At 73.2% G+C, this 12,329-nt stretch carries 10 protein-coding genes; 8 read left to right on the top strand and 2 right to left on the bottom strand.

The annotated features are described in order from the left end of the window. The first annotated feature begins 211 nt into the window (after nt 1-211). The 5 genes from ACL02U_RS15210 to ACL02U_RS15190 all read left to right on the top strand — a co-directional run bounded on the left by ACL02U_RS15210 (nt 212) and on the right by ACL02U_RS15190 (nt 8,294). A complete protein-coding gene (locus tag ACL02U_RS15210; RefSeq protein WP_412791345.1) occupies nt 212-1,591 on the top strand; it encodes an ABC transporter substrate-binding protein in 1,380 nt (459 codons plus the stop codon). Nucleotides 1,592-1,670: 79 nt separating this feature from the next. Further along, a complete protein-coding gene (locus ACL02U_RS15205) occupies nt 1,671-2,954 on the top strand; it encodes a carbohydrate ABC transporter permease (protein WP_412791344.1) in 1,284 nt (427 codons plus the stop codon). Further along, on the top strand, nt 2,951-3,862 hold the full coding sequence (locus ACL02U_RS15200) for a carbohydrate ABC transporter permease (RefSeq protein WP_412791343.1): 912 nt from the start codon (nt 2,951-2,953) through the stop codon (nt 3,860-3,862). Before ACL02U_RS15205 ends, ACL02U_RS15200 begins: the two co-directional genes overlap by 4 nt. Nucleotides 3,863-3,999: 137 nt before the next feature. Then, nucleotides 4,000-6,342 (top strand): CDP-glycerol glycerophosphotransferase family protein, encoded by a 2,343-nt coding sequence (locus tag ACL02U_RS15195; protein WP_412791342.1) that lies wholly within the window; start codon nt 4,000-4,002, stop codon nt 6,340-6,342. 290 nt (nt 6,343-6,632) lie between these two features. Then, the gene (locus ACL02U_RS15190) at nt 6,633-8,294 is read left to right on the top strand and encodes a hypothetical protein (RefSeq protein WP_412791341.1); all 1,662 of its coding nucleotides are present in this window, start codon (nt 6,633-6,635) and stop codon (nt 8,292-8,294) included. 200 nt (nt 8,295-8,494) lie between these two features. Here the strand turns inward: ACL02U_RS15190 and ACL02U_RS15185 are convergent, their stop codons facing one another. After that, nucleotides 8,495-8,908, bottom strand: coding sequence for an organic hydroperoxide resistance protein (locus ACL02U_RS15185; protein ID WP_412791340.1), 414 nt, complete (start codon nt 8,906-8,908; stop codon nt 8,495-8,497). A gap of 118 nt (nt 8,909-9,026) precedes the next feature. Here ACL02U_RS15185 and ACL02U_RS15180 point away from each other — a divergent pair, with 118 nt between their 5' ends. Then, complete coding sequence (locus tag ACL02U_RS15180) at nt 9,027-9,530, top strand: MarR family winged helix-turn-helix transcriptional regulator (RefSeq protein ID WP_412791339.1); 504 nt, start codon at nt 9,027-9,029, stop codon at nt 9,528-9,530. Between the two features lie 129 nt (nt 9,531-9,659). Here ACL02U_RS15180 and ACL02U_RS15175 read toward each other — a convergent pair whose 3' ends face one another. Further along, nucleotides 9,660-10,283, bottom strand: coding sequence for a TetR/AcrR family transcriptional regulator (locus tag ACL02U_RS15175; protein ID WP_412791338.1), 624 nt, complete (start codon nt 10,281-10,283; stop codon nt 9,660-9,662). Nucleotides 10,284-10,477: 194 nt separating this feature from the next. Between ACL02U_RS15175 and ACL02U_RS15170 the strand changes: the two genes are divergently transcribed. Then, nucleotides 10,478-11,395, top strand: coding sequence for an ABC transporter permease (locus ACL02U_RS15170; RefSeq protein WP_412791337.1), 918 nt, complete (start codon nt 10,478-10,480; stop codon nt 11,393-11,395). Between the two features lie 16 nt (nt 11,396-11,411). Further along, nucleotides 11,412-12,230 carry an ABC transporter ATP-binding protein gene (locus ACL02U_RS15165; protein ID WP_412791421.1) on the top strand — a complete coding sequence of 273 codons (819 nt, stop codon included), beginning with the start codon at nt 11,412-11,414 and terminating at the stop codon, nt 12,228-12,230. Nucleotides 12,231-12,329: the final 99 nt, after the last annotated feature.

The following is a 12,329-nucleotide window of genomic DNA, read 5'->3' as shown; positions in this document are numbered from 1 at the left end:
CGGCCCGGGGGCGGCCCCGCATCGACTACGGCCCGGGGGCGGCCCCGCGTCGGGGACACCCCCGCGAAAGTCGCATGACGCTGCGTCACAACGCGGTCACGATCGCCTACTTGACATGGTTCGCGGTCTTGCCGACCCCGGTCGCCGGGCGTACACCGGAGCGAACGGGACAGCGCTCGGCGTTCGACGACGGACGGAGAACGGGGCAGTCATGCGCAGCACGAGCAGCACATACCGGACAAGCAGGGCCGCGCGGGCGGCGGCGGTCCTCGCCGCGGGTGCCCTCGCACTCTCGCTCACCGCCTGCGGCGGCAGCGACGACGGCAGCGGCGGCGGCGAGAGCCCCGAGAGCTCCGCGAGCGGCGGCGGCCCGGACCTGCCGAAGCTGGACGGGACGACCCTGGAGGTCGCCGCCGTGTGGACCGGCGCGGAGCAGGACAACTTCAAGAAGGTACTGGCCGAGTTCGAGAAGCGCACCGGCGCCGAGATCACCTTCGTTCCCGCCCAGGACCCGATCGTCAACTTCCTCGGTTCGAAGGTGGCCGGCGGTCAGCCGCCGGACGTGGCGATGCTGCCGCAGCCCGGGGCGATCAGGCAGGCCGTCGACAAGGGCTGGGCCAAACCGCTCGACGCCGGCACCCGCGCGGAGCTCGCCAAGAACTACTCGCAGGGCTGGCAGGACATCGGCAAGGTGGACGGCAAGCAGTACGGCGCCTACTACAAGGCCGCCAACAAGTCGCTGATCTGGTACAACGCCACCGCCTTCGACAACGCGGGCGCGAGCGAGCCCAAGACCTGGCAGGACCTGCTGAGCACCGCGCAGACGCTGTACGACTCGGGTGTGACACCGTTCTCCGTGGCCGGTGCCGACGGCTGGACGCTCACCGACTGGTTCGAGAACGTCTACCTCTCCCAGGCGGGGCCGGAGAAGTACGACCAGCTCGCCCAGCACAGGATCAAGTGGACCGATCCCTCGGTGAAGGAGGCCCTGACGACGCTCGCCCAGGTGTGGGGGCACAAGAACTGGGTCGCGGGCGGCCCCACCGGCGCGCTGCAGGTCGAGTTCCCCAAGTCCGTGACGCAGACCTTCACCGGGGGCGACCAGCCCGCCGCGGCCATGGTCTACGAGGGCGACTTCGTCCAGGTCAACATCGCGGAGACCGAGTCGAAGGTGGGCAGCGGCGCGAAGGTGTTCCCGTTCCCGTCCGTGGGTGGCACCGCGCCCGTGGTCACCGGCGGCGACGCGGCGGTGATCCTCAAGGACTCCCCGGGGGCCCAGGCCCTGGTGAGGTTCCTGGCCTCGCCGGACGCCGCGACGATCCAGGCGAAGCTGGGCGGCTACCTCTCGCCGAACCGGAACGTGCCGATCTCGGCCTACCCGAACCAGGTGCAGCAGACCATCGCCAAGTCCCTGATCGCCTCGGGCGACGACTTCCGGTTCGACATGTCGGACCAGGCCCCGCAGGCGTTCGGAGGCACCCCCGGGAAGGGTGAGTGGAAGGACCTGCAGGACTTCCTGAAGAACCCGTCGGACGTGGCGGGCACGCAGCGCAGGCTGGAGGCCGACGCGGCCGCCGCCTACGGGAACTGACGACGTGGCGTCGGCAGCGCCGGGGGGTGGCGCCGGGACCGCGGCCGCACCCCCCGCTCCCCGTCGTTCCCGCAGGAGTGTGACCGGCACCCGCAGAACGGTGGCGGTCCTCTTCCTGCTGCCCGCGTTCGTACTGCTGGGCGCACTGGTGGTCTACCCGATCGGCTACTCGGTCCTCCGCAGCCTCTACGACCGGTCCGGCGACACCTTCACCGGGATCGACAACTACCGGGCCCTGTTCACCGACGACGGCATCCGCACCGCGCTGAGGAACAACGTGATCTGGGTGGTGTTCGCCCCGACGGTGGCGACCGCGCTCGGGCTGGTCTTCGCGGTGCTGACCGAGCGGGTGCGCTGGGGCACCGCGTTCAAGCTGGTCGTCTTCATGCCGATGGCGATCTCCATGCTGGCCGCCGGCATCATCTTCCGGCTCGTCTACGACCAGGACCCGGACCGGGGCGTGGCGAACGCGGTGTGGGTGGGTGTGCACGACACCTTCGCCGAGTCCTCCGCCTTCCCGAAGGCGCACCCGGGCCGGGACTCCCCGCTGGAGCCCGCTCCCGGCGGCGGCTTCCGGACCCGGGCGGTCGTGCACACCGGGGACGCCGTCGCGCTGCCCCTGGTCGGCGTCGCGCCCGACCGGATACCCGGCAGCGCCCGGCCCGCCGCGGTACCCGCCGCCGAGCCGGGCAGGATCAGCGGCACCACCTGGCAGGACTTCACCCGGGGCAGGGGCTCCGGCGAACCGGGCGGCGTCGACCCCTCGGAGCTGGGCTACCCGGGGATGCGGATCGAGGCGGTCAAGGACGGCAGGGTGGTGGCGTCGACGCGGGCCGCCGACGACGGCACGTTCACGCTGCCGGCGTCCGCGGACGGGGCACGGCTGCTGCTGCCGGCGAGCAACTTCCGGCTGCCGTACAACGGACTGAACTGGCTGGGCGCCTCCCTGGTCACCCCGTCGATCATCGGCTCGTACGTGTGGATGTGGGCGGGGTTCGCGATGGTGCTGATCTCGGCGGGCCTGGCGGGCATCCCCCGGGACCTCCTGGAGGCGGCCCGGGTCGACGGCGCCAACGAGTGGCAGGTGTTCCGCCGGATCACGGTGCCGCTGCTGGCACCGGTGCTGGCGGTGGTCGCCGTCACCCTGATGATCAACGTGCTGAAGGTCTTCGACCTGGTGTTCATCATCGCCCCCGGCTCCTCCCAGGACGACGCGAACGTGCTCGCCCTGGAGCTGTACCGCAAGGGCTTCTCGGAGGGCAGACCGGGCGTGGCCAGCGCCATCGCGGTGTTCCTGCTGCTGCTGGTCGTTCCGGTGATGTGGTTCAACGTCCGCAGGCTGAGGCGGGAGGTCAGGCGATGACGGCGGACGCCGGAAGGCCCACGGAGCCGGCCCGGCCGGTGACGGTCGTCAGGGCCCGGCGGTCGCTCGGGGCCCGGCTGGCGGGGATGGCCGGCGGCGGAGCGCTGCGGGTGTTCCTCGTCGTGGTCGCCCTGTTCTGGCTGGTGCCGACCATCGGGCTGCTGGTCTCCTCGCTGCGCTCGCCGGCGGACATGAACGCGAGCGGCTGGTGGACGGTCCTCACCGAGCCGTCGCAGCTCACCTTCGACAGCTACCGGAAGCTGCTGGAGAACGGCGACGTCACCGGCTCCCTCGTCAACACGGTGCTGATCACGGTCCCGGCGACGGTGCTGGTGGTGGTGATCGGCGCGCTCGCGGGCTACGCCTTCGCCTGGATGGAGTTCCCGGGGCGCGACTGGTGGTTCCTGGGCGTGGTCGGGCTGCTGGTGGTGCCGGTGCAGGTGGCGCTGATCCCGATCGCCGAACTCTTCGGCAAGCTGCACCTGTTCGGCAGCATCGCCGGGGTGGTCCTGTTCCACGTCGGCTTCGGGCTGCCGTTCGCGGTGTTCCTGCTGCGCAACTTCTTCGCGGAGATCCCGCGGGAGCTGCTGGAGGCGGCCCGGCTGGACGGTGCCGGCGAGCTGCGGCTGTTCGCCCGGGTGGTGCTGCCGCTCGGCGGTCCGGCCGTCGCCGCGCTGGGCATCTTCCAGTTCCTGTGGGTGTGGAACGACATGCTGGTCGCGCTGGTGTTCAGCGACGCGGGCAGCCAGCCGATCACGGTCGCCCTGCAGACGCAGGTACGGCAGTTCGGAAACAACATCGACGTACTGGCGCCCGGCGCGTTCATCTCGATGGTGATCCCGCTGGCCGTGTTCTTCGCGTTCCAGCGGCAGTTCGTGTCCGGCGTCATGGCGGGCGCGGTGAAGTGAGGCGGGCCCGGAGGCCGCGCCGGGCCGTCCCCTGTTCGCCGTACCGGTGGTCCCCCGGATGCCGTACCGGGCCGTGACCTGCTCACCCGGCCGGCCGTTGGCGGGCAGAACGCCCCGGCCGACCCATGGATGTCCCGTTGCCCAGGTTCAGTGTCATCGTCCCCGCCCACCAGGTTCAGGCGCACCTCTCCGGATGCCTGGAATCGGTGCTGTCCCAGTCGTACACCGATCTGGAACTCATCGTGGTGGACGACGGTTCGCCGGACGCCTGCGGGGAGCTCGCCGACGAGTTCGCGGCCCGCGACGCCCGTGTCCGCCCCGTGCACCTGGCGCGGAGCCGGGGCCTGGGCCCGGCACGCAACGCCGGGCTGGACCGGGCCCTCGGCGACTACCTGCTCTTCCTGGACGGCGGTGACACCCTCGCGCCGCACGCACTGCGGGCGCTCGCCGACCGTGTGAAGGACGCCGGCGAACCCGACGTGCTGGTCCACGGATTCGCCCGCACCCGCTGGAGCGGCGAGGCGGTCCGCGACTCCTCCGCGCCGCGTCTCGCCGCACAGGGGCGGGCTCCGTTCCGGCCGGAGGACCGCCCCGGCCTGCTGCACGCCCCGGCCGCTCCCTGGACCAGGGCCTGGCGGCGGGAGTTCGTGGAGCGGCAGGGGCTGGCCTTCCCGCCGGGCGACCACGGCGACGTCGCGTGGACGTTCCCGCTGCTGATGGCGGCGGAGTCGATCGCCGTGCTGGACGGCGTGTGCGTCCGGCGGCGGCCTTCGCACGCGGTGGACGGCCCCGGGGACCGCCGGCCCACCGGCGTGTTCGCACAGTACGAGCGGGTCTTCGGCTTCCTCGCCGGGCGGAGCGACCTGGCCGCGTGGCGGCCGGTGCTGTTCCGCCGCATGGTCGACGACGTGGCGTCGCTCCTGGCCGGTCCGCTGCGCGACGGGCCCGGCGCGACGGGCCGCCGGGCCCGGTCCGAGTTCCTGCGCGCCGCGCGGACCCACTACCGCCGCCACCGGGCCGCGGCCGGGCGGTTGCCGCTGCGGGCCCGCCCGCGGCACACCCTGGTGCGGTTCGGTCTGCACCGCACCTACCGGGTGCTGCGCGCCTGCGCCGCCGGCCGCCGCCGCGCCGCGAAGGCGGCCGCCCGGCTGGCGCGCTCGGTACGGGCGACCGCCCTGCGGCTGCACTACCGCGTCCAGCGGTGCCTGCCGCTGCGTGCCGACCGCGCCGTCTTCGCCTCCTCGTGGGGCGGCGGTCACGGCTGCCAACCGGGGGCGCTGGAACAGGCCTTCCGCCTGCACGCCCCGCAGGTGCGGACGGCATGGGTGGCCGGCCCCGCTCACCGCGGCACCGTCCCGGAGGGGACCCGGCGCCTGGTGCCCGGCACCGCCGCCTACTGGACGGCGCTGGCCCGCTCCCGGTACCTGGTCGACAACGCCGGCTTCGACGGGCGCCTGGTCCGGCGGCCCGGCCAGGTCGTGGTGCAGACCGGGCACGGCACCCCGCTGAAGCACATGGGGCTCGATCTGCTGGAGCGGCCGGCGGCCGGCCGGAGCGCGGACGTCGCGGAGCTGCTGCGGGACGCGGGCCGGTGGGACTGGATGCTGTCCGCGAACCGCCACACCACGCTCACCTGGGAGCGGGTCCACCCGGGCCGGTACACCACCCTGGAGTACGGCAGCCCGCGCAACGACGTCTTCCAGCAGGCGACCTCCGCGGACGTGACCCGGATCCGCGAGGCGCTCGGCGTCCCGGCGGGCACGGTGGCGATCCTGTACGCGCCCACGTACCGCGACTACCGGCGCACCCAGCGCCCGCACCTCGATCTGGAGCGGGTGGTGCACGACCTGGGACCGGACTTCGTGGTCCTGGCGCGCCCGCATCCGGTGCACGGCGGGCCGGCGGTGCCCGGATCCGGGCGGGTCATCGACGTCTCCGCCCATCCGCGGGTGCAGGAGCTGTGCCTGGCCTCGGACGCGCTGGTCACCGACTACTCGTCGCTGATGTTCGACTACGCCAACCTGGACCGCCCGATCGTGGTCCACACCGAGGACTGGGCCGCGTACCGGGCTGCCCGCGGCACCTACTTCGACCTGCGGTCCTTCCCGCCGGGCGCGGTGGCGCGCAGCGAGGACGAGCTGGTCGACATCTTCACCTCGGGCCACTGGCGGGGCTCGCGCTCGGCGCAGCTCCGCGCCGCGTTCCGGGAGCGGTTCTGCCCGTACGACGACGGGCGGGCGGCGGAGCGGGTGGTGCGCCGCCTGGTGTTCGGGGAGGAGGGCCTGCCGCCGGTGATCCCGCCGGCCGAGCGCCATCCGGTGCCGTCGGCGGCGGAGTCGGCGCGGGGGCGTGCCCCGGTCGCCGGCAGGGCCACCGCGCCGGCTGTGCCACGGCCGGCTGTGCCGCGACCGACCGGGCCGGGTCCCGTCGCGGGTCCCGTCGCGGGTCCTCTCGCCGGGTCCGCCGCGGAGCGCCGGTGACCGCCGCCGTTCCCCCCGCGGGAACGCCCCTGGCCCCCGGTCCGTCGCGGCCCACCCCGAGCCGGCCGACCACCTGGCGTCCGGCCGGCGGCCCCGGGCGGGGACGGACCCGGGCGGGGATGGACGGACCCGGGCGGGGACGGACGGACCCGGGCGGGGACGGACGGACCCGGGCGGGGACGGACGGCGTCCGGCCGGCGGACCCCGACGCGGACGAACTCACTCGATGCGGTGACCTGAGGGCGCACCACTGACGGCACCGGGCATATAAGAGCAATGCACCGCATGCGATGTACGCCCGGTACGCCCTGCACCGGATGCACGCCCTGCCCCGGGCGTGCGCCCCGCACACCCGGCCGGTCCCGCCGGGCCGGTACGCCCCGCGGCGCCGCGGTCCGGTGAGCACCGGCACGCTGCTGCCGCCGCGGGGCGCCACGGCCCTGCGCGGCGGCCGGCCCCGGCGGCCCACCCCGTACCAGGTCGCGGGCGTGGTGTTCTGGCTGGTGATGACGCTGGCGTACTGGCGGGTGCCGCTGTGCTGCGACGCCGGCCAGCACGCGGCGGTCATCGAGCGGCTCCGGGCCGACCTGCTGCATCCCCGCCACCCGATGGCCGACCTGCCGGGCGCGGGCAGCCCCTACTACTCGCCGTACACCGTCGCGCAGGGCGTGTTCGCCCGGCTGACCGGGTGGCACGGCTGGGCGGTGGTGCGGCTCGCCGGGCCGGTGAACCTGCTGGTCCTGCTGACCGGCCTGGGCCGCTTCGTACGCGTACTGACCCCGCGGTCGTGGGCGCCGGTGCTCGCGCTGGCCGCGATGACCCTGCTGTGGGGCACCGCCCGGATGTGGTGGAGCGGCTACCTCGGCCTGCTGTCGATGACCGGCAACCTGGGCTATCCCTCGACCTTCGCCATCGGGCTGACGTTCTGGGCGTGGGCGCTGACCGGTTCCCGGGCGCGGAACGTGCGGAGGGTGCGCTACGTCGGCCCCGACGGGTTGCCCGGCCTGGCCGGCTACGCGGCGCTGGGTGCGCTGTACGGGGTGATCGCGCTGATCCACCCGATCACCTCGGTGGCCGCTCTGATCGGCGGGGTGTCGCTCGTCGCGGGGTGGCAGCGCGGCCGGCGGGCGGCGGTGGCGGCGCGCTGGGCGCTGGCCGCCGCGGCGGCCGTGCTGGTCGCCGCCGCCTGGCCGTACTTCGACGTGTTCGTGCTGCCCGCCGACGGCAGCGTGGACGCGATGCACCGGCAGCTCTACGACGATCTGCCCGGCCGGTTCTGGCTCGCTCTGGTGCTCGGCCTGCCCGCGCTGGGGCTCCGGGTCCGGCGCGAGTCGTGGCGGGACCCGCTGGTGCTGATGTTCGTGCTGGACTGCGCGGTGGCGGCGTACGGCTGGGTCAGCGGCCATTACACCTACGGCAGGATCCTCGGACTCGCCGTCGTGCCGCCGCAGTTCGCGCTCGCGGTCGAGCTGGCGGCGCCCCGGCCGTGGGGCGCGGGGCGGCGGGCGCTGGCGGCGGCCGCAGCCGCGGGCGCCTGCCTGGGGTTCCTCACGGTGCAGGCGGGGGCGGTGGTACCGCGATGGCTGGACCCGGTGGGGTCCGAGCAGCCGCCGGACTGGCCCTCGTACGCGTGGGCGGCGCGCTACATGGCCCCCGGCGAGGTGGTGATCGCCGACGGCCGCCGGGCGGTCCGGTCGATCGCGGGCTACGGCCCGAACCTCGTCGCGCCGCCCTGGCCGGACCCGGCGCTGCCGGAACCGCGGCGGCGGCAGCGCCTGGCCGACGTGCGCGCCTATCTGGCACCCGGTTCGACCCGCGCCGAGCGCGCCGCCGTGGTCCGCCGCTACCACGTGCGCTGGCTGCTGCTGGGCCCCCGGGACCCGCTGCCCGAGGAGGCGGTGGTGGTGGCGTGGAGCCACCGGACGGGTGAGGTGCTGGCCCGGGTCGGTTGATCGCCGCCGGGCCGGACCCGGACCGGGTCGGAAACGGGTACCGGACCGGGTCGGAAACGGGTGCCGGACCGGGTCGGACCCGGTCCGGCCTGCCGTCGACCGGTGACTCCTGCGACCGGTGACTCCTGCGACCGGTCACTCCTTCACCCGGTCCACGCGCCGGCCCGGTCACTCGGCCACGCGCTCACTCGGTCAGTCGGTCACTCGATGACGAGGTCGACCGGGATGTTGCCGCGGGTGGCGTTGGAGTAGGGGCAGACCTGGTGCGCGGTCTCGACCAGCTTGCGGCCGGTGGCCTCGTCGACACCGTCGGGCAGCTCCACCCGGAGGGTCACGGCCAGGCCGAAGCCCTCGCCCTGCTTGCCGATGCCGACCTCACCGGTGACGGCGGCCTGGCTCACGTCGACCTTCGCCTGGCGGCCGACCAGGCCGAGCGCACTGGCGAAGCAGGCGGCATAGCCCGCGGCGAAGAGCTGCTCGGGGTTGGTGCCCTGACCGGTGCCGCCCATCTCCACCGGCACGGCGAGCTGGAGGTCGACCTTGCCGTCGGAGCTGACGGCCCGGCCCTCACGGCCGTGGGTGGCGGTGGCGACTGCGGTGTAGAGCGCGTCCATGGGTGTCCATCCCTCTCAGATCACGGGCAGGCGGCCCTCTCCGGCCGCCTCACGGCCATAAGTAGAGCACACAATTCAATTGTGCTCAACTAAATTTCCCGAGGGCTACCCTGGAGCCATGACGAGCTGCACCGCTTCCCCCGCCCCCGAAGAGGACTGGCTCCGCCTCGACCGCCAGATCTGCTTCTCCCTGCACGCCGCGACGCGCGCCTTCAACGGCGTCTACCGCGTGGCCCTCAAGGACCTCGGCCTCACCTACCCGCAGTACCTGGTGATGCTGGTGCTCTGGGAGCGGGGCGAGCAGCCGGTCAAGAAGCTGGGAGAGCACCTGCGACTGGACTCCGGCACACTGTCGCCGCTGCTGAAGCGACTGGAGTCGGCAGGGCTGGTACGGCGGGAGCGCAGCGCCCGTGACGAACGGTCGGTGGACGTGCGGCTCACGCCGGAGGGGAGGGCCCTGCGCGAGCACGCCCTCCAGGTGCCGCGAAAGATCGCCGCCGCCACCGGTTTCGACTTCGACGAGATGCGCGATCTGCGCGAACGACTCGACCGGCTCACCGCCGCGCTCGACGCGGCCGCCCTCGACGACGCCGCGCTCGCCGAAGGCGCCGGAGTCGCCTGAGCCCTCCCCGGCCCCGCGGAGCGCACCCGTCCGGGTCGCCCGGACCCCGGTGCAGCCGCCGTCCGGTACCGCGGTGCCGTCGACGCCCTTCGCCCGGGCGGCGGGGGCGGACCCGACGGCGCCGCCTGCTCAGAGCGCCTTGAGGGCCTCGCACGTCGCGCGGGCCAGTCCGTCCAGGTACGCCCTGGCGGGCTTCGGACCGCGGATGACCACCGAGCGCCAGTACAGCGGACCGGAGATGAGGTCCAGCGCCAGCTCGCGGTCGAGCCCCGGGCGCACCTCGCCGCGCGCCTCGGCCGCCGCCACGATGCCGCTCGCGACGCTCTCCTGCCCCTGGCGCAGCGCCTTCTGCATCGCCTCGTCGATGTCCGGGTTGCGGGCCGCCTCGGCCTGCAGATCGGGGATGACCTGGGAGGCCACGGGATGGCGGAGGGCGCGTGAGGTCACCTCGAACAGCAGCCGCAGATCGCCCTCCAGACTGCCGGTGTCCGGCACCGGCAGGCCCATCACCGCAAGCGCCGACACCACGTCGAGGACCAGGTGGAGCTTGGACCGCCACCGCCGGTACACCGCGGTCTTGCCGACACCCGCACGCCGCGCGATGCCCTCGATGGACATGCGCGCGTAGCCGACCGAGGCGAGTTCCTCGAAGACGGCCTCACGGATGGCTTCCGTCACGTCCTCGCGCAGGACGGCGGCCCCGGCGGGCCGGCGGCGCGGACGCGGCGGTGAGCCGTCGGCGTTGGTGCTCATGGCATCAGCATAGGGCGTAGCGACGAAACGGTTGCGTTCCGACGTCGGATCGGCTTACGCTCACGTTGCGACGATACGGTCCCGTTCCGACGTAGGAGCAGTTCGGAGAAACCGGAACACACGGTGGCCCACCGCAGTACCCACCGCGGACCGTCACGGCGCGACCCCCCTCCCCCCGAACGAAAGCTGCGGATGTGAGCCAGGTTCTCGACACACCGCCCCGGCTGCCGGGCACCGCGGACGAGCTGGACCCCGCGGCGCTCGCCGCCCGGCACGGCCTCTCGGTCAGCGGTGAACGCCCCTCCCTGCCGGACTACGTCCGCCGGCTGTGGGCGCGCCGCCACTTCATCACGGCCTTCGCCACCGCCAAGCTCACCGCCCAGTACAGCCAGGCGAAGCTGGGCCAGCTCTGGCAGGTGATGACCCCGCTGCTCAACGCGGCCGTCTACTACTTCATCTTCGGCGTCCTGCTGGGCACCAAGAAGGGCGTGGACGACTTCGTGCCCTTCCTGGTCACGGGTGTGTTCGTGTGGACGTTCACCCAGAGCTCGGTGATGGCGGGCACCCGTGCCATCTCCGGCAACCTGGGCCTGGTGCGGGCCCTGCACTTCCCGCGCGCCGCACTGCCGCTGTCCTTCTGCCTGCAGCAGCTCCAGCAGCTGCTGTTCTCGATGGCGGCGCTGATCGTCATCCTGCTGGCCTTCGGGGTGCCCGTCGGGGTCTCCTGGCTGCTGACGGTGCCCGCGCTGGTGCTCCAGTCCGTGTTCAACGCCGGCCTGGCAATGATCATGGCGAGGATGGGCGCCAAGACCCCCGACATCGCCCAGCTGATGCCGTTCCTGCTGCGCACCTGGATGTACACCTCCGGCGTGATGTGGAGCATCGACGCCACCCTGCGCAACAGCGACCTGCCGCACTGGCTGGTGACCGTGCTGCAGTGCAATCCGGCAGCCGTCTACATCGACCTGATGCGCTTCGCCCTGATCGACAGCTACGGTGCATCCCAGCTGCCCCCGCACGTGTGGGCGGTCTCGCTGGGCTGGGCCCTGGTCATCGGCGTCGGCGGATTCATCTACTTCTGGAAGGCAGAGGAGACCTACGGCCGTGGCTGAGCAGACCCTCACCGACATCCCCGAGCAGACACAGGCTCCGCACCCGCAGACCGCCGGAGCCCCCGCGGAACGCATCCCCACCGTCGTCGCCGACGGCGTCGACATCGTCTACCGGGTCAACGGCACCGGCTCCGGCCGCGGCTCCGCCACCGCGGCCCTCAACCGCATCCTGCGCCGCAAGCAGACCGAGCAGGCCGCCGGGGTGCGCCGGGTGCACGCGGTGAAGAAGGTCTCGTTCATCGCCTACAAGGGCGAGGCGATCGGACTGATCGGCACCAACGGATCCGGCAAGTCGACCCTGCTGAAAGCCGTGGCGGGCCTGCTCCCGGTGGAGCACGGCAAGATCTACACCGACGGCCAGCCCTCGCTGCTCGGCGTCAACGCCGCCCTGATGAACGACCTGACCGGCGAGCGCAACGTCCACCTCGGCGGTCTGGCGATGGGCATGTCCCGCGCCGAGGTCAAGGAGCGCTACGACGACATCGTCGACTTCTCCGGCATCAACGAGAAGGGCGACTTCATCACCCTGCCGATGCGCACCTACTCCTCCGGCATGTCGGCCCGCCTCCGCTTCTCCATCGCCGCCGCCAAACGCCACGACGTGCTCCTCATCGACGAGGCGCTCGCCACCGGCGACGCCAAGTTCCAGCGGCGTTCCGAGGAACGCATCCGGGAACTGCGCAAGGAGGCCGGCACCGTGTTCCTGGTCAGCCACAGCAACAAGTCCATCCGCGACACCTGCGAGCGCGTGCTGTGGCTGGAGCGGGGCGAACTGCGCATGGACGGCCCGACCGAGGAAGTGATGAAGGAGTACGAGGCCTTCACCCGGCGCTGAGACCGGTCCGCCGGTCCGCACCACGGACGCGGCACCGGCGGGCACTCCCCCGCACGGGAGAGGGGGGGGGGGGGGGGGGGGGGGGGGGGGAGAGGAGGG

The sequence above is a fragment of the Streptomyces sp. MS06 genome, assembly GCF_047200655.1.
In the GTDB taxonomy this organism is placed as follows: Bacteria; Actinomycetota; Actinomycetes; order Streptomycetales; family Streptomycetaceae; genus Streptomyces.
This window is presented reverse-complemented; position numbering and strand designations above follow the sequence as displayed.

Bases quoted from the DNA above. Each gene is read 5' to 3' on its own strand.
- ACL02U_RS15210 (WP_412791345.1), top strand. From the start codon at position 212: ATGCGCAGCACGAGCAGCACATACCGGACAAGCAGGGCCGCGCGGGCG.
- ACL02U_RS15200 (WP_412791343.1), top strand. From the start codon at position 2,951: ATGACGGCGGACGCCGGAAGGCCCACGGAGCCGGCCCGGCCGGTGACG.
- ACL02U_RS15190 (WP_412791341.1), top strand. From the start codon at position 6,633: ATGTACGCCCGGTACGCCCTGCACCGGATGCACGCCCTGCCCCGGGCG.
- ACL02U_RS15185 (WP_412791340.1), bottom strand. From the start codon at position 8,908: ATGGACGCGCTCTACACCGCAGTCGCCACCGCCACCCACGGCCGTGAG.
- ACL02U_RS15180 (WP_412791339.1), top strand. From the start codon at position 9,027: ATGACGAGCTGCACCGCTTCCCCCGCCCCCGAAGAGGACTGGCTCCGC.
- ACL02U_RS15175 (WP_412791338.1), bottom strand. From the start codon at position 10,283: ATGAGCACCAACGCCGACGGCTCACCGCCGCGTCCGCGCCGCCGGCCC.